The organism is Deinococcus humi, from assembly GCF_014201875.1.
Taxonomy (GTDB): domain Bacteria; phylum Deinococcota; class Deinococci; order Deinococcales; family Deinococcaceae; genus Deinococcus; species Deinococcus humi.
Genome location: NZ_JACHFL010000002.1, coordinates 176,365 through 195,626 on the forward strand (window position 1 = coordinate 176,365; position 19,262 = coordinate 195,626).

20 protein-coding genes and 1 other RNA gene are annotated in these 19,262 nt (G+C 64.7%); 7 read left to right on the top strand and 14 right to left on the bottom strand.

The window, feature by feature from the left end; genetic code table 11:
• Positions 1 to 42: 42 nt before the first annotated feature.
• From HNQ08_RS04420 to ffs, 8 genes are all read right to left on the bottom strand, one after another.
• Positions 43 to 771, bottom strand: coding sequence for a redox-sensing transcriptional repressor Rex (locus tag HNQ08_RS04420; RefSeq protein ID WP_184127894.1), 729 nt, complete (start codon positions 769 to 771; stop codon positions 43 to 45).
• The gene (locus HNQ08_RS04425) at positions 771 to 1,931 is read right to left on the bottom strand and encodes an SPOR domain-containing protein (protein WP_184127895.1); all 1,161 of its coding nucleotides are present in this window, start codon (positions 1,929 to 1,931) and stop codon (positions 771 to 773) included. The genes HNQ08_RS04420 and HNQ08_RS04425 overlap by 1 nt, the downstream gene beginning before the upstream one ends.
• A gap of 363 nt (positions 1,932 to 2,294) precedes the next feature.
• Positions 2,295 to 3,950: a tetratricopeptide repeat protein gene (locus HNQ08_RS04430; RefSeq protein WP_229789745.1), complete on the bottom strand. Its 1,656-nt coding sequence runs from the start codon at positions 3,948 to 3,950 to the stop codon at positions 2,295 to 2,297.
• Positions 3,951 to 4,066: 116 nt separating this feature from the next.
• Positions 4,067 to 5,107, bottom strand: a complete 1,041-nt coding sequence (rlmN, locus tag HNQ08_RS04435; RefSeq protein WP_184127897.1) for a dual-specificity RNA methyltransferase RlmN — start codon at positions 5,105 to 5,107, stop codon at positions 4,067 to 4,069.
• 62 nt (positions 5,108 to 5,169) lie between these two features.
• Positions 5,170 to 5,967: a PhzF family phenazine biosynthesis protein gene (locus HNQ08_RS04440; protein WP_229789743.1), complete on the bottom strand. Its 798-nt coding sequence runs from the start codon at positions 5,965 to 5,967 to the stop codon at positions 5,170 to 5,172.
• A gap of 22 nt (positions 5,968 to 5,989) precedes the next feature.
• Positions 5,990 to 7,177 (bottom strand): homocitrate synthase, encoded by a 1,188-nt coding sequence (gene lysS / locus HNQ08_RS04445; RefSeq protein WP_184127898.1) that lies wholly within the window; start codon positions 7,175 to 7,177, stop codon positions 5,990 to 5,992.
• Between the two features lie 221 nt (positions 7,178 to 7,398).
• Positions 7,399 to 8,472 (bottom strand): N-acetyl-gamma-glutamyl-phosphate reductase, encoded by a 1,074-nt coding sequence (argC, locus tag HNQ08_RS04450; protein ID WP_184127899.1) that lies wholly within the window; start codon positions 8,470 to 8,472, stop codon positions 7,399 to 7,401.
• Between the two features lie 178 nt (positions 8,473 to 8,650).
• An RNA gene (ffs, locus tag HNQ08_RS04455) (signal recognition particle sRNA small type) lies at positions 8,651 to 8,749 on the bottom strand.
• Positions 8,750 to 9,459: 710 nt separating this feature from the next.
• On the opposite strand from ffs, the gene HNQ08_RS04460 reads away from it, so the two are divergent.
• On the top strand, positions 9,460 to 10,614 hold the full coding sequence (locus HNQ08_RS04460) for a branched-chain amino acid ABC transporter substrate-binding protein (RefSeq protein ID WP_184127900.1): 1,155 nt from the start codon (positions 9,460 to 9,462) through the stop codon (positions 10,612 to 10,614).
• Between the two features lie 64 nt (positions 10,615 to 10,678).
• On the opposite strand, the gene pfkA is transcribed toward HNQ08_RS04460, so the two are convergent.
• From pfkA to HNQ08_RS04480, 4 genes are all read right to left on the bottom strand, one after another.
• Positions 10,679 to 11,686: a 6-phosphofructokinase gene (pfkA, locus tag HNQ08_RS04465; RefSeq protein ID WP_184127901.1), complete on the bottom strand. Its 1,008-nt coding sequence runs from the start codon at positions 11,684 to 11,686 to the stop codon at positions 10,679 to 10,681.
• A 61-nt stretch (positions 11,687 to 11,747) separates the two neighbouring features.
• On the bottom strand, positions 11,748 to 12,698 hold the full coding sequence (gene rsmI, locus HNQ08_RS04470) for a 16S rRNA (cytidine(1402)-2'-O)-methyltransferase (protein WP_184127902.1): 951 nt from the start codon (positions 12,696 to 12,698) through the stop codon (positions 11,748 to 11,750).
• Positions 12,691 to 12,951, bottom strand: a complete 261-nt coding sequence (locus HNQ08_RS04475; protein WP_184128994.1) for a hypothetical protein — start codon at positions 12,949 to 12,951, stop codon at positions 12,691 to 12,693. The genes rsmI and HNQ08_RS04475 overlap by 8 nt, the downstream gene beginning before the upstream one ends.
• Positions 12,948 to 13,376, bottom strand: coding sequence for a hypothetical protein (locus HNQ08_RS04480; RefSeq protein WP_184127903.1), 429 nt, complete (start codon positions 13,374 to 13,376; stop codon positions 12,948 to 12,950). Before HNQ08_RS04480 ends, HNQ08_RS04475 begins: the two co-directional genes overlap by 4 nt.
• A 152-nt stretch (positions 13,377 to 13,528) precedes the next feature.
• Here HNQ08_RS04480 and HNQ08_RS04485 point away from each other — a divergent pair, with 152 nt between their 5' ends.
• From HNQ08_RS04485 to HNQ08_RS04505, 5 genes are all read left to right on the top strand, one after another.
• Positions 13,529 to 13,969 (top strand): 23S rRNA (pseudouridine(1915)-N(3))-methyltransferase RlmH, encoded by a 441-nt coding sequence (locus tag HNQ08_RS04485; protein WP_184127904.1) that lies wholly within the window; start codon positions 13,529 to 13,531, stop codon positions 13,967 to 13,969.
• A 147-nt stretch (positions 13,970 to 14,116) separates the two neighbouring features.
• Entirely contained in the window at positions 14,117 to 14,731 is a 615-nt protein-coding gene (locus HNQ08_RS04490; RefSeq protein WP_229789741.1) for a GNAT family N-acetyltransferase, read from the top strand.
• Between the two features lie 83 nt (positions 14,732 to 14,814).
• Positions 14,815 to 15,276: a hypothetical protein gene (locus HNQ08_RS04495; RefSeq protein ID WP_184127905.1), complete on the top strand. Its 462-nt coding sequence runs from the start codon at positions 14,815 to 14,817 to the stop codon at positions 15,274 to 15,276.
• A gap of 157 nt (positions 15,277 to 15,433) precedes the next feature.
• Positions 15,434 to 16,351: an MraY family glycosyltransferase gene (locus tag HNQ08_RS04500; protein WP_184127906.1), complete on the top strand. Its 918-nt coding sequence runs from the start codon at positions 15,434 to 15,436 to the stop codon at positions 16,349 to 16,351.
• Between the two features lie 37 nt (positions 16,352 to 16,388).
• Positions 16,389 to 17,327 (top strand): class I SAM-dependent methyltransferase, encoded by a 939-nt coding sequence (locus HNQ08_RS04505; RefSeq protein ID WP_184128898.1) that lies wholly within the window; start codon positions 16,389 to 16,391, stop codon positions 17,325 to 17,327.
• A 4-nt stretch (positions 17,328 to 17,331) separates the two neighbouring features.
• Here the strand turns inward: HNQ08_RS04505 and HNQ08_RS04510 are convergent, their stop codons facing one another.
• Positions 17,332 to 17,553 carry a hypothetical protein gene (locus tag HNQ08_RS04510; protein ID WP_184127907.1) on the bottom strand — a complete coding sequence of 74 codons (222 nt, stop codon included), beginning with the start codon at positions 17,551 to 17,553 and terminating at the stop codon, positions 17,332 to 17,334.
• Between the two features lie 127 nt (positions 17,554 to 17,680).
• On the opposite strand from HNQ08_RS04510, the gene abxC reads away from it, so the two are divergent.
• Positions 17,681 to 18,334: a monothiol bacilliredoxin AbxC gene (gene abxC / locus HNQ08_RS04515; protein ID WP_184127908.1), complete on the top strand. Its 654-nt coding sequence runs from the start codon at positions 17,681 to 17,683 to the stop codon at positions 18,332 to 18,334.
• A 61-nt stretch (positions 18,335 to 18,395) separates the two neighbouring features.
• On the opposite strand, the gene HNQ08_RS04520 is transcribed toward abxC, so the two are convergent.
• On the bottom strand, positions 18,396 to 18,812 hold the full coding sequence (locus HNQ08_RS04520) for an organic hydroperoxide resistance protein (protein WP_184127909.1): 417 nt from the start codon (positions 18,810 to 18,812) through the stop codon (positions 18,396 to 18,398).
• Positions 18,813 to 19,262: the final 450 nt, after the last annotated feature.

Consider the following 19,262-nt stretch of genomic DNA (forward strand, 5'->3'; position numbering starts at 1 on the left):
GGCGTCTTCGTTGTGGACGGGCGAACAGGGCCCTGTTAATCCTTACTCAGAGTCCTCGGGTACGGTCGAATCTTTCAGATGAGGATTGAGGGTGTAGAAGGCGAGCCGTTTCATACCAGCCAGGAAATCAACGTTCTCGACGATGACACCACGCCATTCATCACCAATTTCTTGCTGAACGTTTCCGCCAACGGAGCGCTGATCTGCCATGCGTTCATCTGTCGCGCGTGGCCCGATAACCACTGGGGCAAAATTGAGAATGCCGCGCACTCCAGCGTCTACCAGGGCCTGTGCGGCGTCCTGGGCACGGTCGGGCGGCACGGCCAGAAAACCCATGTCCACCTTGTTGGCGCGCACGAAGTCCCGCAATTCTTCGATGTGCTGCACGGTCAGGTCCCGGACCTGTCGCCCCACCAGCTCAGGGCTGACATCGAACAGTCCCACGTACTGGAACTGATAGTCGCTGGCTCCCGGATAGTTGGCGATTGCCTGCCCCAGCCGCCCCACGCCGACGATCACCACATTCCAGGTCTGGTTCAGGCCCAGTACCCGGACCAGCTCTCGTTTCAGAATCGGCACGGTGTAGCCCATGCCGCGTGTGCCGAAGCGCCCGAAGTAGGCCAGGTCCTTGCGCACCTGAAAAGCGCTGACTCCGGCGCGTTCGGCCAGATCCGTACTGCTGGTGCGGCTGACGTCCCGCGTTTCCAGTTGCTCCAGGATACGCAGGTAGGTCACCAGGCGGCTGATGGCGGCGGTGGGAACCTCGGCCATCAGCGCACCCGGAAGTGGTCCAGATTGTTGTCGTCCAGCCGCTTCTCGGTGCGGGTCAGGGCCTCGCCGGTGTAGGGACCGACCGCCACCGTGACCTTGCGACCCTCAGGGGCATTGACCGTGGGCACGTAGCCGAGGTCGCGCAGCTGATCCACCAGCTTCTGGGCGCTCTCCACGCGGTCAAAAGCCCCGACCTGCAGGTAGACCGGGCCGCTGGGCGCGGCGGGAGCAGCAGCCGGGGCTGGGCTGGCGTCAGAGTCGCTGCTGGCACTGCTGCTCGAAGTCGTGCCCGAACTGCTCTCGGAGGTGGCGGCGTTGCTGGCGCTGGCACGTGGGGGATACAGCAAGGCGCCGGGGTAGGCCCGCTGAATGTCGCCCAGGGCCTGACGGGCGCTGGCCTCGTCGGCGAAGGGACCTACCTGCGCCACCACCTGGCTGCCCAGATCAATGGGGTAGACCGTGTAGCCCAGGCTGCTGACCGGTGCGGTACGGCTCTGGGCCGTGCCTACGCTGCCGAAGGTCCCCAGGCTGATGCGGTAGTCGCTGCGCAGCGGCGTACGGCTCTCGCTGGTGGCGACGGCTCCACCGCTGCGCGGCGCGACGGTGGTGGTCGCGGGGGTCTCGGCCGGGGTGGCTGGCGCCTCGGTGATCTGGGCTTGCGGGGTTTCCGTCTGGGGAGTCGGGGCTTCGGCCGCCGGGGTTTCGGTGGCTGAGGGAGCGGCGCTGTCTGCCGTAGCCGGAGCCGTCTCTGGCGTGGTGGTTGCCGACTCTGTGGGCGCGGCGGGGATGATGGGGGCCTCGGTGACCGCCTCTGTGGCCGCGTCGGCAGACGGTGCGGTCTGCGTGGTCTCGGCGGGTGCGGTGGCGGTGGGGGCAGGGGCGCTGCCAGTTTCCGCACTCTCCGGGACCGCGTCGGTGCTCGGTGCGGTCGCTGTTTCGGGAGCTGTGGTGGTGGTTTCAGCGGGTTGCGCGGTAGTGTCGTCGGTCGTGCCCGGCGCGGCGGGAATACTGGAGGTGGACGGTGCGGTGGTGGTGGGCGTGGTGGTGGTGACCGTCTTGCGCTGGCCGAGCAGCAGCGCGGTGAACCCTGCCAGCAGCAGCAGCACCAAGACCCCGATCAGGATGTCGGGCCAGCGGCGGGTGGCTGCAGGTTTACTCATGATGCTCTCCTGGCCGTCATCCACGGCCTGAGATGAAGATGATGCGCTGTGGTGTTCTCTTTTCCCTGTGGGAGACCGTGTTCTGTCGTGTTTGCCCGCATACAACCCCCTTGAACCCTTCTCGATCATTTCAGCATCGGCCCTGCGCTGTCGCTGTGAGGAGTTGAGCTAAACAGCGACGGCCATGTTGTGTATGCCGTGCCTCAGCTTACAAAAAAAGCGTGTGGGTAAGGCCCTCCGGCCCTCATAGACTCCTGTGTGGGAGTCGCAGGTGGCCCTGGCAGGGGTCTCTGTCAGCAAATAGCGGCGGGAAGGAGCCTTTTGGTCCTTCCCGCCGCTATTCCAGCTGCCCTTTTATTTTGGCTACTTCAGAGCGTCTTTGGCCTTGCTGCTGCCCAGGTTGGCGGCCATCTTGAGCGAAACCTGGGCCTGATCATCCTGGCGCTGTGAACGCTGGGCGAGCCCCAGCATGTACCACGCCTCGGCGGCCTTGGGGTCTTCGGTCACCAGACCGCGCAGCACAGCCTCCGCTTCCGGGTAGCGGGCGCTGGCGAGCAGGGCGGAGGCCAGGTTCAGCCGCGCTGTGGGCGTGGGGTTCAGGCGTACGCTGTCGGCCAGCGCACTGGCCGCCGCCGGATAATCCTGCCGGGCGTAGTGGCTCAGGCCCAGCCACAGCGCGGTGTCGGCGTCGGGGCGGCGTCTGTGGCTTTCCTTGAGGGCGATCACGGCGTCCAGCAGACGGTTCTGGCGGTAGGCGGCGATGCCCCGCACGTACAGCGCCCGCGCCGAGGTGGCGGTATCTGGCTTCAATTTCAGGGCCAGGGCGGTGTCGGCGGCGGCCTCGTCGAAACGGCCCAGGGTCAGGCGAACGCCGGCCAGGGCGGTGCGGTAGGCGGCATTGTCCGGGGCCAACCGCACAGCGCTCTGGTAAGCGGCCAGTGCGCCGGGCCGGTCATTGCGTAGGACACGCAGTTCGCCCTCACGTGCAAAGGCCACCGCGTTGTACTTGTCGGCCTTGGACGCTGCGCTGGCCGCCAGCAGGGCGGCGCGGGTGTCGCCCCCGGCCGCCAGGATGCTGGCCTTGCGCAACAGCAGCGACGAGCGTTCGCTGGCTTTTCTGACCCGCTTCACGGCGGCGTCCAGTTCGCGCACGGCCCGGTCTGGCAACTCCTGGGCCACGTAGATGTCGGCCAGGAGCAGGGCGGCGTCCATCCGGGTGCCGTCGGCCTGCAGCAGGGCATACAGGTCGGGTAGCGCCTCGGCCCCCTTCCCGGACAGGGTGCGGGCCTGGGCCAGCCGGTACGCGGCGTCCAGGTCCCCCGGTGCTAGGGCCGTAATCTGGCTCAGGGTGGCGCTCAGGGCGCTGAAGTCCGCCAGACGGGTCTGTTCGGCCGCCAGCGCCTCTAGGATCTGACGCTGGGTGGCGGCAGGGGCCTTGCCTGCCATCAGCGTGGCCGCCTGTCCGTACAGTTGCAGCGCTCCGGCGTGGTCCCCGGCCCGGCCCGCAATTACGCCCAGGTTGTAGGGGCCCTCGTAGCGGTCCGGAGCGAGCGCCATGAACTGCCTCAGCTCGAAGGCTGCACCCTTGTCGTTGCCCAGCGCCAGGAGCGCCAGGGCCAGCCCAAAATGCGGCTCGGGATGCCCGTAGTTCTGGGCCACCAGCGCCTCGAAGCTGCTGCGGGCCTGGGCATACTGCCCGGCTGCGTAGGCCGCCTGCGCCTTTTCCAGACTGGCCTGCTGCGTTGGGGTCAGTGGGGGAATGGGCGGGGTAACCGGATCTGGGGACGCCTGCGCTGGGGCGGCAGCCGGGGTGTTCTGGGCCGGGGCAGCCGTGTTCTGTGCCGCTGTGGGCAGCGTCGGAAGTTTGGGAACAGTGGTCGCCGAATTCAAAGTGTTCTGGATGCCGACGGACGTGACGGTCTCCACCATGGTCTGGGCCGAACTGACGCCGGCAAGTCCCAGCAACAGTCCGGTCAGTGCGGCGCGTCTGGAACGGCTGGAGCGCGTTGTTTGCTTCACCTGAGAGCCTCCTGAGGTCGTTAAAACGCCCCCAAAGTAGCACCCGGCTTTTTCCATAACTCTTACGGCATCCGGAGTGAGGGGTAGCCCCGATCTCTCCTGTCCTGACTGTCCGTTTAGAGCGCCGCTCCCATGCCGCTTACCGCGCCGGGGCGTTTGAGGGCCAGTTGCCCGCAGGCCGCGCCCGCATCCTTGCCACGTGAGCGGCGCACACTGACGTCCACGCCACGAGACTCCAGCGTGTCGTAAAACGCCTGGATGTCGGCCTCTGATGTGCTCTGGAAGCCGCTGCCGTCCCAGGGGTTCATGGGAATCAGGTTGACGTGGCTGACCAGCCCGCGCAGCAGATCGGCCAGCAACTCGGCCTGCCACACCGCGTCGTTGACGCCGCGCAGCATGGTGTACTCGAAGGTGATGCGCCGCCCGGTCACGCCCTGATACTCGCGGGCCGCCGCCATGATCTCGCTGATCGAGTTGGCCGCCCCGGTGGGAATGATGCGCTGGCGGGTCTCTTCATCGGGGGCGTGCAGGCTGATGGCCAGTTTGAGGCCCAGGTCGTCCTCGGCGGCCAGGCGGGTAATGCCTTTGGCAATGCCCACCGTGGACAGCGTGATGCGGCGCTTGCTCATGCCCAGCGCCTGCGGGTGCAACAGGATGCGTGCCGCTGCCATGGTGTGGTCATAGTTCAGCATCGCCTCGCCCATGCCCATGAACACCAGATTGCGCAGGTCGCGCGGGGCCAGACCCTCGCCCCCGGCCACCGCCAGCACCTGCCCCACGATCTCGCCGGGGGTCAGGTTACGCCCGAAGCCCATCGCCCCCGTCGCGCAGAACGAGCATCTGGCCGGGCAGCCCACCATCGTGGACACGCACACCGTCTTGCGGTCCAGGTACGGCATGTACACCGCTTCCATCTGGCGTCCGTCTTGCAGGGTAAAGAGATACTTGACGCTGCCGTCATGGCTGCGGACGGTCTCGATCTCGCGGAAGGGGTTCAGATGGTACTGCTGTGCCAATTCCTCACGCAGCTCTGACGGCAGGTTGGTCATGCCGTCAAAGGTTCCCACCCCCTGCACGTAGACCCATTCCAGCAACTGGGTGCGCCGGAATCCCCCCAGGGGGTAAGCGTCGGGGTGAAGGTCAAGGAGGAGCTGCATCCGGATAGTTTAGAGGCTCGGTGCAGATGGCAACGTGACGTTGCGCTGCCAGGCTGCAGCTTTCAAGTCACGGGTGAGGCGGCCCCGCCCACCCAGATCTCGATTCCCCCGGCCACCTCCCCGAATTGCACGCTCAGCCGCGCGGGTTGCCCCGGCATCCTCTGGGTGACCCGCAGCAAATTGGTGTCGCCCGGCAGTCGGCCCGACGCCCCCAGCGCGCCCACCGCGCAGGCCAGCATGTTGCTGCTGGCGGCGTCCTCTGGAAAGCCCCTCAGGGGTCCAAAGGCCCGGAAGCTCAGGTCGGCGCGGCCTGGGCCGCCAGTTGTGAACACGATCAGTCCAGTCGTCCCAGTGGCGCGGTTAAGCGCTGAAATCGCCTCCCCATCCAGCGTCAGGGCGTCCAGTGCGGCCAGATCGACAATCTCTACCACCAGATTTGGCCTTCCCAGACTGGAGATCCAGCCTCGCTCCCCCTGCAGGCCAATGGGGGAGAGGTCCACGCTCACTTCGTTGACCTGGGGCACGCCCTGACGCAGCAGCCACTCGCCGCCGCAAAGCTGGGCAGGCACGGTCTCGCCGCCCATCCGGACCTCGGCCACGTCCAGGAGGTGTGGGCGCATCTGCGCGAGGGCTGCCACCGCCGCACTCTCGGAAGAGCCCTTCTCGCGGTCCGGTGTAAACACCTGCAGCGCCACCTCGGAGACGCTGAGCGACTGCGTGAAGACGCTCAGCGGTGCGCCTGCCACCGCCGCCCTGGCCTGCAAATCGCCCTGAGCATCGGGAAAGACGGCGACGAGCTTGCCACCCTTGCCTGCATCGGCCAGCACAAGGTAGAGGGTGGCTCTATCGGAAACAGTCACCACAGTATTGTGCCCCACTCCGTCAGGCACTGACCCACTCGCGCAGCAACGCTTCCAGATGGGCGTCGTCCAGATCGTCGTTTTCCGCCAGCATCTTGATGTGGTCGGTCACGCGCCGCAGGGCGTCCTCGCCGTAGTGTAGTCCCAGTTCGCGGGCCTTGTAGGCGATGGCGTGCTTGCCCGTGACCTTGCTGGCGGCCTGGATGCGGCGGCCCACGCCGAAGGCTCCCGGGGGGATGGCCTCGTAGGCGCCGGGATTCAGGTAGATGGCCTTGAGGTGCATCCCGGCCTTGTGGTTGTAGGCGAATTCACCGGTCAGGTAGTTGTTCCAGGGAATGGGCAGGCCCACCATACGGGCGATCATGTTGTCGAGTTCGGGCAGCAGTTCCAGGTTGTACTTGTCCACCAGCCCCTGAGGATCGAAGGTGAACATCCGAGCCAGAAAGCCCCCCAGCGGCGTGATGCCGTTGCGTTCGCCGATGCCCAGGATCGTGGTGTCGATGTGTGTCGCGCCCGCCTCGATGGCCTCGTAGGCGTTGCTCACCGCGCAGCCGGTGTCGTTGTGGCCGTGGAACTCGATACCGCACTCCTCGTGAATCACGTTCCGGACCTCGCGGACCAGAGCGTAGACCTGCCGGGGCGTGGCCACGCCCACCGTGTCCGCCAGCCCGACGCGGTGGACCCCCAGATCGGAGACGGCCCGGTACACCGCCATCAGATCGGCCTCCTCGCTGCGGAAGGTGTCCTCGGCAGAGAAGCGCAGCTCCAGCTCCGGGTGATGCGCCTTGATCCAGCCGATCACGGTCTGGGCCGACTCGATAATCTGGCCGATGTTCTTGCCGTGTGAAAACTCGCGCAGAAAGCTGGAAGTCCCGAACAGCAGATCCAGCCCGTCCACCCCGGTGTCTACCGCCCGCTGCACGTCTTCCATGTGGCAGCGCACATGCGTCAGCAACTTGGCGTTCAGGTTCAGATCGGCCAGTTTGCGGATATCACACGCCGTCTGGGGGCTGACCATCGGCGTGGTGAGTTCGATGTACTCGGCGCCGAAGGCATCCAGGGCGCGGGCCACCTCAATCTTGTCGTCACTTTTGAAATTGCCGCGCGCAAACTGTTCGCCCTCCCGCAGGGTGGAATCGATGATGGCCCACGAACGGGCGGGAATCGGGGGGACACTGGATTGGGCGGGCGAAGGAATTTGCTGGGTCATGGAGGCCTCTGTCAGCTATTGTGCCCATATCCTTACTAAATGTCAAAAAAATCTGTCTAAAAGTTGTCATATTAAAAGTGATGTCGATAGCGCACGGTCTATAGCATCACCTGTGTGGTGAAGCCCTGCGTGTTCAGTCAGAGATCGACTGAAGCTGTTGATTCAGGCAAAAACGCGAGGAGAGGCTCCTGAAAATGGAGCCTCTCCCTTGTGCTGCTCGCTCAGGCCGGGTGCAATCCCGCAAACTCCAGCCCCGTCGTCTCGGGCCAGCCCTGCGCGATGTTCAGCGACTGAATGGCGTGGCCTGCCGTTCCTTTGACCAGATTATCGATGGCGCTCATCAGAACCACGCGCCCAGTGTCCTGGTCCATTTCAAAACCGATATCGCAGTAGTTGGTGCCGTCCAGCAACATGGGATCGGGATAGCGGTGGATGCCCTTGGCCACCTTGACGATGCGGATGAATGGCTCCGCGCCGTAGACCTCGCGGTAGGCGCTCCAGACGTCGCGGTCACTGTAGCCGTCGGGAATCCAGGCCTGCGCGGTGGTGAGGATGCCCCGCACGCGCGGCGTGCTGATGGCAGTCAGGTGCAGCGGAAAGTGGCCGGGCAGTTCCTGCTGCGCCTCGGCAGTGTGGCGGTGGCCGACGGGCTTGTAGACCCGCAGACTGCCCGCCCGTTCCGGGTGATGTGAGGACTCCGACGGGCTGGCCCCCGCCGCACTGCTGCCCACCAGACCGGTGGCGATAATGTCCTTGGGCAGCAGCACGCCCAGCTTGAGTAGCGGGTACAGCGCCAGAATCACGGACGTGGCAAAGCAGCCCGCGCACGCGATGCGGGTCGCGCCGACAAGTTCCTCACGGTGGATCTCAGGGTTGCCGTAAACCCATTCGCCCAGCTTTTCGGGCGCGGGATGTGGTTCGCCGTAAACCTTCTCGTACACCTCTGGATCTTTCAACCGGAAGTCGGCCGACAGATCGATCAGAATGCGGCCCTTGCCCTCGAATTCGGCCAGTCGTTTGGCGGCCGAGTTGTGCGGTAGGGCCAGCACCACTATGTCCGCCTCTTCCAGCTCGGCCAGCCTGCGGAATTTAAGGGTGGTGCGCCCGCGCAGGTTGGGGTGCACCATGCTGACAGGTGTTCCAGCGCTGCGTTCGCTGGTTACCTGAGTGACCTTAAGGTGCGGGTGCCCCAGCGCCAGCCGCAGAAATTCCCCACCCGCATATCCACTTCCGCCCACGATGGCAACGGTTAGTTGCCGGGAAGTTGCCAGTTGTTCCGATGCTTGAGCGCTCATACGCTGTCCACTCTGCCGGAAATGGGAGGGGGCAGGTGTGAAGTGGCTAGGGGAGGCGCGTGCGTCAGTGGGGGAGAGGTAAGACAAAACGCCCCGATCCAATTGGAGGGGGCACTTGTGGGCTTTCGCTGTTGGATTGAGGTCATTGGGCCAGTCCGATCTGCCAACGACCAAAAAAGCATTGCCGGTGAGCAACGGCACCCGCGAATCATCCCTTATGGCTGCTGCCTTCCGGCCCTGACCAGGTTCGAGCGTTCGCGCTGCGCTGCGCCAGCAATGCGCCGTAGAAGATAGCACAGCCTTCCGTAAAGGCAAAATGCGCCTGGAACCCTGCAGTCCAGTTCGCCTACAGCGCCCCAACACCCCGCTGCTGACCGTGAGCCTGGTTGACACACCGTCAATTCCGATGTGAGCAGCGGCAGCCTGTGATTTGAGCCCCGGAGCGTTCATCGGGGGCGAGATACAGAGTGGCGTTAGATGCTCCGGTTCTGGCCCAGCTGAGCCTGCTCGGGCTACTGCACAGCAGCTTTACGCGCCGCCACGCCCTCGCCCTGCGCTGCAAGCCTGAATCAAACAGGCCCGCCAAAACTGAGCGTCAGCCCGTCATGTTCCTGGCTGGTTGCCCCTACTGATGCAAAGGAAGGCGGATATTCCAGTGGACGGACGAGCATGAGATTGCCTCAGACTGTGCTGATCAAACTGATGTGGTCAGGGCAGACTGTAGAGCAGTAACGTTCTAACAAAAGAATAGATTGCTCACGCATCACAGCCCATTTGCGGCGGTCAGAAGCAGCTGTGCGTGATTAAGAGAATGCATATTTGAAGCTGAGAACTTCTTTCCAAAATGCGGTCGATATTTGACACGGAAGTCAGATATTGATAGCCTGAAAAAATACGATTTGGAACGGACAAAATTTAGAGAATTCAGTTCACTGTGTAGAATGAGCTGAACTTCTCTTAATACTTGCAAATTTACAGGAGAAACCAATGAAGAGAATAATCCTAAACGTGTTGACTCTAGGCCTACTCTCTGCTGGTGTAGCGGGCGCACAGACCATTGTCAAGATCGCCAGTCTCTCACCGTTGTCGGGCAGCCAGAGTTTTACCGGCACGTTGGTCAAGAATGGCGCGCAATTGGCCGTTGAGGAGCAGAAAGCCGCCTTCAAGAAGATGGGCTTTGATCTGCAGTTTGTCGGTTACGACGATCAGGCGGACCCGGCCACCGGGACAGCGGCAGCGCGCAAGATCGCCTCGGGCCGCGCAATCCTGGGCGTGGTGGGGACCATGAACAGCGGTGTGGCCATTCCGGCCAGTGAGGCGCTCAAGGCCAGTCACGTCACCATGGTCAGCCCGGCGGTGACCGCCAACGAGGTCACAGACCGTGGGCTGGCGAACATGAACCGTATCGTGGCCCGCAACGACGCCCAGGGACCGGCAGGCGCGAAGTTCATGATGGACGAGCTGGGGGCGAAGTCGGTCTACATCCTGAATGACAAGACCTCCTACGGTGAGGGGCTGGCCGCCGAAGTGGAGAAGACCCTCAAGGCCGGCGGTGCCAAGGTGATCGCCAACGAGGGGACCGAGGAAAAGAGCGACTTCTCCAGCATCATCGCCAAGATCAAGTTGCAGAAGCCGGACGCGGTGTACTTCGGCGGCATCTACACGCAGATTGGCATCTTCATCCGGCAGTTGCGCGACGCAGGCATTGATATTCCCGTGGTTGGCGGCGACGGTCTGGACAGCACCGAGCTGGCGACCATCGCAGCCAAGGGTGCCAACAACATCTACTACACCACCATCGTCGCGCCGCTGGAGTCGCTGCCCGCCGCCAAAACTTTCACCGCCAACTACCGCAAGGCGTACAAGACCGTGCCCGCCGGCTACGCCGCGTTTGCCTACGATTCGGCCAACGTGATTGCCCAGGGCATTCTGGACGCCGCCAAAGCCAATGGCGGCAAGCTGCCAACCCGCACGCAGGTGGAAACGGCCATCCGCAAGGGCAGCTTCAAGGGTCTGCTGTCGGGCGACGTGACCTTCAACAGCGTTGGGGACCGTAACTCGGTCACGCTGTACATCATGAAGATGGATGCGGGCAAGCAGAGCCTGTCGGCGCAGTCGACGGTCAAACCGCCCAAGCAGTAAGGGTCAGCACAAGGAGGGGCGCAGGGAATGATTTCCCTGCGCCCCTCTTCCCTGTCTTTGTGCTTTATACGCTCAGTTTCTTGGCGCAGCGGTACAGATCGCGGTTGACGTCTTTTCGCTTTTCCCAGGTCTCGTGCAGCGGCGTGTGGATGATGTCCCCACCGTGTCGCCCCACCATGACGCCGCTGACACCGTCCATGAGCGCGTAGACGGCGGCTTCGCCCAGACGGCTGGCCAAGATGCGGTCACTGGAGACCGGCGTCCCGCCGCGCTGGATGTGGCCCAGGATGCTGACGCGGGTTTCCAGGCCCGTCCCGGCCTGAATGGCGTCGCCCACGCCCTGCGCGCCGCCCGGCACGCCCTCGGCCACGATCACGATGCTGCCCATCTTGCCCTTCTCAACGCTGTCCTTGACGATCTCGATCACATCCTCAATGGGCTTGTCGTCTTCAGGGATAAAGACTTCTTCAGCCCCGCCTGCCACCGCCACGTCCAGGGCGATGTGTCCGGCGTGACGGCCCATCACCTCAATCACGAAGATGCGCTCGTGGCTGGCCCCAGTGTCGCGTAGCTTGTCGACGGCGTCCAGGGCAGTCTCCACAGCCGTGAAGTAGCCGATGGTGTGGTCAGTACCGTACAGATCGTTGTCGATGGTCCCGGGCACGCCGATCACCGGGATCCCATGTTCCTTCTGCAACAGGTCCGCGCCGTGGAAGCTGCCGTCACCGCCGATCACGATCAGGCCGTCAACGCCGTTGTCGCGTAAGTGCTGTGCGCCCCTGGCCCGTCCCTCAGGGGTCCGCCAAGTGGCGCTGCGGGCGGTCAACAGAATGGTGCCCCCACGTTGGATGGTGTTCGCCATGTCCCGTGGCCCGATGAGCTTCAGTTCGCCCCGGTGAAGGCCCGAGAAGCCCCGGCGCACGCCCATGACCTCCAGCCCCTCGAAGGCGGCGGTGCGGACCACCGCGCGGATCGCCGCGTTCATGCCGGGCGCGTCGCCGCCGCTGGTCAGGACCGCCACGCGCTGGATGCCTGCGGGATTGGGGTGCCGGGTGGGGGTGGGTTCAGTCATGGTGAGTCTCGCTTTGTTGGAATTGGGGAAGGGAGTTGTGGGCGGGTGGAGGCCATCAGGCTTAGAACGGGTCAGAGGCGGAAGGTCCCGCCTGTTCCGTTGCCCGCAGGGCCAGGGCATAAGCGTCATTCTTACGCAAACCCTGGGCCATCAACAGATCACGTATATCCCTGGCCGTTTTCCCCTGCGCGGCCCACGCTCCTGCCTGCGCCTCGTGATCGGGGGTATCGGCGTCTGAATCGGCCTCGCCGGGCGCACGGCCTGCCACCACCACTACGATCTCCCCCCGGACGCCCGCGGTAAACTTCTGTGCCAGTTCATCCAGGGTCCCGCGCACCGTTTCCTCGAACCGCTTGGACAGTTCGCGGGTCACGCTGGCGGGGCGCGAGTCACCGCACGCGCCCGCCAGATCGCTCAGCGTAGCCCCCAGACGGTGCGGGCTCTCGTACAGAACACTGGTTTCCGGACGGGCGGCCAGGGCCACGAGGCGGGTTTTGCGCTCGCGGCCACTGCGGGGCAGGAAACCCTCGAAAGTAAATCTGCCTGTGTCCAGCCCCGACAGCACCAGCGCAGGCACAAAGGCGGTGGCTCCAGGCAGGACCTCCACCGGAATGTCTGCCGCGATGGCCGCCGCCACCAGTTCCGCGCCAGGATCGCTGACGCCGGGGGTGCCCGCGTCCGAGACGTAGGCCAGCCGGGGATACCGCTCCAGTACGGCGGGGGCGCGGCGCATGGTGTGGGCGTCCAGGCGCACCAGGGGCTTTTGAATCCCCAGGTGCGACAGCAGCGCGCCGCTACGGCGGGTGTCCTCGCAGGCCACAGCGTCCGCCCCCTTCAGCACCTCCACGGCGCGCAGGGTGATGTCGCCCAAATTGCCCACGGGGGTGGGCACCAGCCAGACGTGTGGACCATGGGGCTGTCCGGCAGGTTCAGTGCCGGACGAGCCGTCATTGACCCATTCAGTGTCGGCTGTCCCGGCGTCGGGCGGCTCGGTGCCGGGCAAGTCAGTCATCGGCTCCAGGCGGCGCCCCGTTCAGTGTCAGGTTCGGGCCCATCAGCCCCGCGCCGTCCGTTCCCGTGGCGGCCAGCCCGACGTTGGGCTTGATCCTCACCTTCACCTTCTGGGGGCGCTTGAGCACGTTGGTGATGCGGGCACGGAGCAATTCGCCCTCGCCCACGGTGACGGTGACCAGCGTGCCCTCGGGCAGGCGGGTGCCCAGCACCACCACCACCCCGTTTTCGACGACGCCCTTGTAGGCTCTCATGCTTCCCTCCCCTGGGCGCGGCGTTGCCGCCGCTGTGCCCTGGACAATGCTTCTTGGAGTGCCACGATTTCCGATTCGCGCGCTCCGCCCAACCGGGCGTAGCGGTCAATGACTTCAGCGGCCTCGCGCCGACGGTCGAGCCGCAGCAGCAGCGCTCCCAGATGCTCGCCGCCCACGAAGTATGAGCGGGGATTTTCCGGGTCTGCCAGAATCTGCGCGCGGGCCTTTTCCAGATTGAGCAGCGCGTGCTGGTGACGGCCCACCTGCCAGCGCACCAGATACAGCGCCAGTGCAAAGGTTAACAGCGCCCCTAGCACCGAGATCGAAATGGTTTCCGAAACCCCAAACCCCGCGCCCAGGCGCAGGGTCAGTGGAAAACAGAAGGCCAGCACCACCATCACCGCCAGCGTGGCCGCGTAATTCATGCGCTGCCCTGCTGGGGGGTGTTGGAGGGCGTGCCGCTCTGGGGAGTGGCGGACAGAACCATGTTCCACAGTCTAGCGGTCGGCGGCGCTCGCAGGCCGTCAGTCGGCTCACGCTGCCCTCGTGGCAGGGCAGCAGCGTTAGTCTGGGCAACGTGAGGCTGCACCTGATCACTGTCGGAGAACCCCGTCTGGCCTACGCCCGCGCGGGCTGGGACGAATACGCCACGCGGCTGCGGCGCTACCACAAGCTGCAAGTTAGCCGCGTGTCCGGCAAGACGCAGGCTGCCGAGAGTGAGGCCATTCGCAAGGCGGCTGGAAAAGCGCCCCTGATCCTGCTGGACCCGCGTGGGCGGCAATTCACCTCCGAGGGACTAAGCGCCTACCTTGATGCCCGCGCGCTGGGCGGCACCGGAGAACTGGCGCTCGCGGTGGGCGGTCCCGAGGGCCACACCGACGAACTGCGCGCCGGAGCAGACGCCCTGTGGAGTCTGGGCGAGCTGACCCTGCCGCACGATCTGGCGATGGTGGTGCTCGCCGAGGCGCTGTACCGCGCAGCCACCATCAGTGCAGGCGAGCCCTATCACCGGGGCTAGGAAGCACCCGCTCGTCGCCTTCAACTCCAGACTCCGCTGGTTTCCTTCTTGCATCGGTGATGAACAAACGTTCAGACGGACATTTCTTGAACCAACCGGATTGCAGCCTTCGACGGTTAGTCCTCTGCATGTCCTAGACTTTCCGGCGTGATTCCCGACGCACCTGCCCCCGAAGCTGAGTGGTTCCAGACACCCACCCTGCGGGGGCAACACATTTTTCTGGAAGGATTGAATGAGTCGCACGCCGCTGACATGTGCGCTGGGGCCAACGCGGAGACGGTGCGGCTGCTGGCGCGGGGCGGGCCTTCGGCTGCCACGCCTGAGGCCTGGGCCGAGTACATCGGGCGGCTCAATGCCCTGCCGAACCGGATCAATTTCGCGGTGTGCCTGCGGAGCAGCGGTCTATGCGTGGGCCGCATCAGTTACAGCGAGATCAAGTGGGCAGACCGCTGGGTGGAAATTGGAACCATGCTGCTGCCTGCCGCGCAGGGCACCGCTGTCAATCCGGAGGCCAAACTGCTGCTGATGGCCCGCGCTTTTGAGGTGCTGGGCGCGGGCCGCGTTCATTTCAAGGTGGATGCCCGCAATGCCCGCAGCCTGCGCGCCATGCACAAGCTGGGCGCGGTGCAGGAAGGCACCCTGCGGCAGTATCAGGTGGTGTCCGGCGGCTATGCCCGCGACAGCGTGATGTTCAGTGTGCTGCGCGGCGAATGGCCCGCCGTCAGGGCCGGGCTGGAAGCCCGCCTCGCTGCCCTGGGCTAGTTCCCCCATCTCCTGGGGTCCTCATCTGGCTGAGAGCAGCCTTAACGATTGCCAGAGACCAACCTGTTAGCCTCGTGGACATCATGTCCCTGCCGCGCCCTGTCCTCGTGTCTACCCTCGCCCTGACCCTGCTGGGGACTTCCGCCTCCGCCCTGATCGTGCCGATGAGCGGCTGGGTGCCGGTGGAAGGCGACGCCAGCGTCTGGACCGACTCCAGCGGAGCCTGCCTGATGCGCGAGGAGCGGACGGGCCAGGCGTTTCCGGCCCTGGCCTCGCAGCCCGAGGCGCTGGCCTTTGCCGCCAAGCTGCGTGTACAGCTGAGTAAAACGATGGGGCCGGTGGTGATCCAGCCCGTGGACCGCGCTGGGTTCTGGGCGGTGCTGGCCGCCTACGATTACAAGCAGGGCGGCGCGACGTACAAGGTCTCTCAGCTGTACCTCAACGACGCGGGTCTGCTGCGCACCGTCACCGGCAGCAGCGCCGAGGGCGAGAAGGGCGCGTGTGTAAATGCCATGCGGGAATTCATCCGTTATCTCGCCAACTGAGGGGTCAGCAAAGCGCTTCGGGACCCAAGTGTCTTGGCACCGCAAGGCAGGTCTGGAAGTCCGGCCCGACAGCGTTCGCGTGCTACCCTCGCCAATTGATGTGTGACCCCCGCTTGCTCTTCCCGCCCGCCTTTAGCGCCATTCCGAGGACCCGGCTGTGATGGTTGTCGCCGCGCTGCTGTCCCTGCTGCTGGTGTGGCTGTTCATCCGGACCAGCAAGGCGCGGGGGTGGGGGCAGCCGGTCCGCAAGGAGGGGCCGCAGACGCACCTGATCAAAGAGGGCACACCCACGGCAGGCGGCGTGCCCTTCGTCCTGGCGCTGGCGCTGGTGTTCTTCCCGCTGTACTTCACCGGGTATGCGGGCGGACCGCGTGAGTTGCTAATCATGCTGACCGCACTGGGCATGGGCCTGATCGGCGGGGCCGACGATTTTTTAAAGGTGCGTTCGCGTATGCGGGGCAGCGGCAAGAAGGAACTGATCGCCCGCGAGAAGATGCCCCTGCAATTGCTGGTGGGGCTGCTGTTCGGGTGGTTTGCTGCGCCGCTGGCCGCACACGAACTGGTGCCAGGCTTCGGGCAGATCGGGGACACCATCCTGCTGACCCTGGTCATGATCGGCAGCGTGAATGCCTTTAATTTCACCGACGGTCTCGATGGTCTGCTGGGCGGTGTGGCGATCATCGTGCTGCTGCCCCTGTTGGCGCTTTCGCCCGTCTCCGCGCTGCTGGTGGCTGTGATTCTGGGCTTCCTGTGGTTCAACGCGCACCCGGCCCGTGTGTTCATGGGCGACATGGGTAGTCACGCCATCGGGGCCATCGCGGCGGGCGCATACGTGCTGTACGCCGACGTGTGGCTGCTGCCGATCGCCGCCATCATTCCTGTGGTGGCCGTGCTGAGCGTGGTTATTCAGGTGCTGTCGTTCCGCACCCGCAAGAAGCGCGTCTTCAAAATGAGCCCCATTCAGCACCATTTCGAGCTGAGCGGCTGGCCAGAAACCCACGTCACCCTGCGTTTCTGGGTGGTCACGGCAGTGGCGACGGCAGCGGTCTGGTGGATTCTGGGCGGCAGACCATAGTGGCCGGTTCCCTGCCCCTTCAGCTGTCTGTTTCGTGATTGCCCCCCTTGCCTCCCTGCTGGCGCGCCGCGCCCATCTGTCTGCCCAGGGGACCACGTTTTACCGGGGCGTTCATACCACCGAGACCCAGGGGCAGTTCGCGCTGGACCTCGCCGGGGCCATCGGAGTGCTGAGTCTGTACGCCGACCTCTCGCCGCAGGAGGAGATGGAACTGGCCGGAGCATGTGCCGGGGCGGCGGAGCTGGTGGGTCTGTACCTCAAGCGCCGTCCACCCGAGGCGCGGCACGCGGCGAACGTGGCCCGCGAGTGGCTCTCACCGCCCGATCCCGTCTGGGGTGAGGCACGCGGTGAAGTCACGGTGCTGGAAAACGGGGTGCCCTTCGTGATCCGTCCCGGGTCGGACCTGAGTCTGGGGCTGTTCGCGGATGCCCGTCCGGCGCGGCAGTGGGTCAGGCAGCACCCACCGGCGCGGGTGCTGAACACGTTTGCCTACACCTGCGGCTTCGGCCTGAATGCGGTGCTGGGCGGCGCGGCCACGGTCAAGAACGTGGACCTGTCGCGCAAGGTGCTGGCCTGGGGTCAGGAGAACTACGCGCTGAGCGGGTTGGCTGCCCCGGACAGCGATTTCCTGTACGGCGATGTGTTCGACTGGTTCCGGCGGCTGTCGCGGCGAGGCGACATCTTTGATCTGGTCATTCTGGACCCACCCAGTTTCGCGCGCGGCAAGGCCGGAATCTGGCGCGCGGAGCGGGACTACGCCCGGCTGACGGCCATGGCGGCGGCGGTAACCGCACCGGGCGGTCAGGTGCTTACGTTGCTGAATCACGCCGGCGTGTCTGCGGCCCACTTTGAGCGGATGGTGCGGCTGGGCCTGCAGGAGGCTGGGCGGCAGAAGCAAGACGCTGTGCGGCTGGACGCGGGCGAGGATTTTCCAGGAGCCACGCACCTGAAAGCCGTGGTCTGGTGGCTGGATTAGGGATTCAGGATTCTTCGGACAGCCCGAAGGGAGCGATCTCGCCGCCCGCGAAACTGCAGGTCAGATCGCCCAGGTTGATGTCGGCGCTCATCGCCCCGTAGACCGTGAAACGGACGACCTCGCCAGCCTCCACGCGCCGCAGCACGTCCGGCGTGACCCAGCCGCTGACCGTGATTTCGCCGTAGGTCATGCTGAAGAATTCGGTGGCTTCGGGCGGACTGGACATGCTTCAAGGATAGGGCAGTCCGGGCGATTGTGGGCCGCATGCTGAACTGTCCACCAACCCCACCTCTCCTGCTCCCACTTGTGCGCCGCCTCACTTCGTTTTGTAAAGCGGCGGGTATGCTGGAGGCATGACGCAATCTGCCCCCTCCGAAAGCCAGGCCGAGAAGCAAGTGCTGGTTCCCCTGACCACGCCCGAAGAAGTCGATCAGTTCCTGACGGACTATCCGCTGGCCGCTGTGTTCAAGGCCGGCACCTGCCACAAGACCATGCAGGGCTTCGGCGTGCTGGAAACCTTCCTGCAGGATCACGAGCTGCCGGTGGGCTTTATCCGCGTGGTGGACTGGCGCCCCGCCAGCAACCATGTCGCGCAGTTGACCGGCATCGTTCACCACAGCCCGCAGCTGATGATCTTCAAGGACGGTCAGGTGCAGTTCGAGGTCAACAACTGGGACATCACTCCCGAGGCGCTGGAGCCAGTGTTCGCACAGGTGCCTGCCCGCAGCGCCCCGGCGGGCGTGCAGACCGACGACAACATCGAGCCGTACCGTCGCCTGATGCGCGATTTCGTGGACGGCAAGATCAGTGACTGGGCCTTTCAGGACCAGTACGTGACCATGTTCCGCGATGACGCCAGCCTCCGCAGCCAGCGCGAATTCGAGCTGCTCTCACGCCTGTTCGGCGATCCCGACGCCTACCACGGCGGCCTGCACCAGCTCGGCCAGCCGCAGGAGCGCGGGAACCTGAAGGACCGGGTTCAGCAACTCCTGACTGAGTTGGGCTAAGTAGCCTCATTACACTAAAAAGAGCGCCGGGATACTCTTGGCGCTCTTTTCTGTTCCCCGTTTACTTGACGCTGAGACGCACGTCCACGTTGCCGCGCGTGGCAGCGCTGTAGGGGCAGACCTCGTGGGCCGCCTTCATCAGGTTCATGGCCTGCTGCTCGTCTAGGCCGGGAAAGTGGCCCTGAAGTTCCACATCTAGGGCGAAGGTCCCGCTGTCCCTGCTCAGGCCGACGAGGGCGGTGATGGTCTGATCGCCGCTCAGCTCGATCTTATCGCGACGCGCCACCACGCCCAGCGCCCCCTGGAAGCACGCCGCGTAACCTGCGGCGAACAGTTGTTCGGGGTTGGTGCCGGGTCCATCGTCGCCGCCCATGCCCCTGGGCACGCTCAGGTTCAGGTCGATGCGTCCATCGTCGCTCTTGGTGTGCCCGGCGCGTCCGCCGGTGGCCGTGGCCTTTGCGGTGTAGAGGTTGCTCATGGGCTCAGCATGTCACAGGCTGGGCAAGGCCAGGGAAAACCCGTCTGGACGTGACGGGAAGAGGCGGTCAGCCTCCGGTCTGACTTGCGGTGGGAAGACAGCAGGGACAACCCGCTCTACGAATGCAGTGTCAGCCAGAGTGTCTTGAACCTCAATTGTTGGCCGCCGGAACAGTGTCCCTTTCGCCTTCAGAACCCGGGTTGCGATAAGTATCACGCTGGCGATGATGGCGCTCACAGTCACAGAGATGTAGTTGTTCCTCGGTTGACTCTTCTGAATTGGAGAGCCGCTGGGGTCTGATGGCTCTCCTCACTGTCGGCAGCCGCCTGAAGCGCCGAATGATCAGTGACTTTCTGAATGCCTGTAAGCGGGAAGTAAGAGGGGATGAGGTGTCATGGTCTTGTTTTCCGTCTCTTCATCTCTTCTCATCGCCCGCCTCTGCTGCTTCCC

Bases quoted from the DNA above. Each gene is read 5' to 3' on its own strand.
- HNQ08_RS04520 (WP_184127909.1), bottom strand. From the start codon at position 18,812: ATGAGCAACCTCTACACCGCAAAGGCCACGGCCACCGGCGGACGCGCC.
- pfkA (WP_184127901.1), bottom strand. From the start codon at position 11,686: ATGACTGAACCCACCCCCACCCGGCACCCCAATCCCGCAGGCATCCAG.
- HNQ08_RS04420 (WP_184127894.1), bottom strand. From the start codon at position 771: ATGGCCGAGGTTCCCACCGCCGCCATCAGCCGCCTGGTGACCTACCTG.
- rlmN (WP_184127897.1), bottom strand. From the start codon at position 5,107: ATGCAGCTCCTCCTTGACCTTCACCCCGACGCTTACCCCCTGGGGGGA.
- HNQ08_RS04425 (WP_184127895.1), bottom strand. From the start codon at position 1,931: ATGAGTAAACCTGCAGCCACCCGCCGCTGGCCCGACATCCTGATCGGG.
- HNQ08_RS04480 (WP_184127903.1), bottom strand. From the start codon at position 13,376: ATGAATTACGCGGCCACGCTGGCGGTGATGGTGGTGCTGGCCTTCTGT.
- rsmI (WP_184127902.1), bottom strand. From the start codon at position 12,698: ATGACTGACTTGCCCGGCACCGAGCCGCCCGACGCCGGGACAGCCGAC.
- HNQ08_RS04475 (WP_184128994.1), bottom strand. From the start codon at position 12,951: ATGAGAGCCTACAAGGGCGTCGTCGAAAACGGGGTGGTGGTGGTGCTG.
- HNQ08_RS04495 (WP_184127905.1), top strand. From the start codon at position 14,815: ATGTCCCTGCCGCGCCCTGTCCTCGTGTCTACCCTCGCCCTGACCCTG.
- argC (WP_184127899.1), bottom strand. From the start codon at position 8,472: ATGAGCGCTCAAGCATCGGAACAACTGGCAACTTCCCGGCAACTAACC.
- HNQ08_RS04510 (WP_184127907.1), bottom strand. From the start codon at position 17,553: ATGTCCAGTCCGCCCGAAGCCACCGAATTCTTCAGCATGACCTACGGC.
- abxC (WP_184127908.1), top strand. From the start codon at position 17,681: ATGACGCAATCTGCCCCCTCCGAAAGCCAGGCCGAGAAGCAAGTGCTG.
- lysS (WP_184127898.1), bottom strand. From the start codon at position 7,177: ATGACCCAGCAAATTCCTTCGCCCGCCCAATCCAGTGTCCCCCCGATT.
- HNQ08_RS04460 (WP_184127900.1), top strand. From the start codon at position 9,460: ATGAAGAGAATAATCCTAAACGTGTTGACTCTAGGCCTACTCTCTGCT.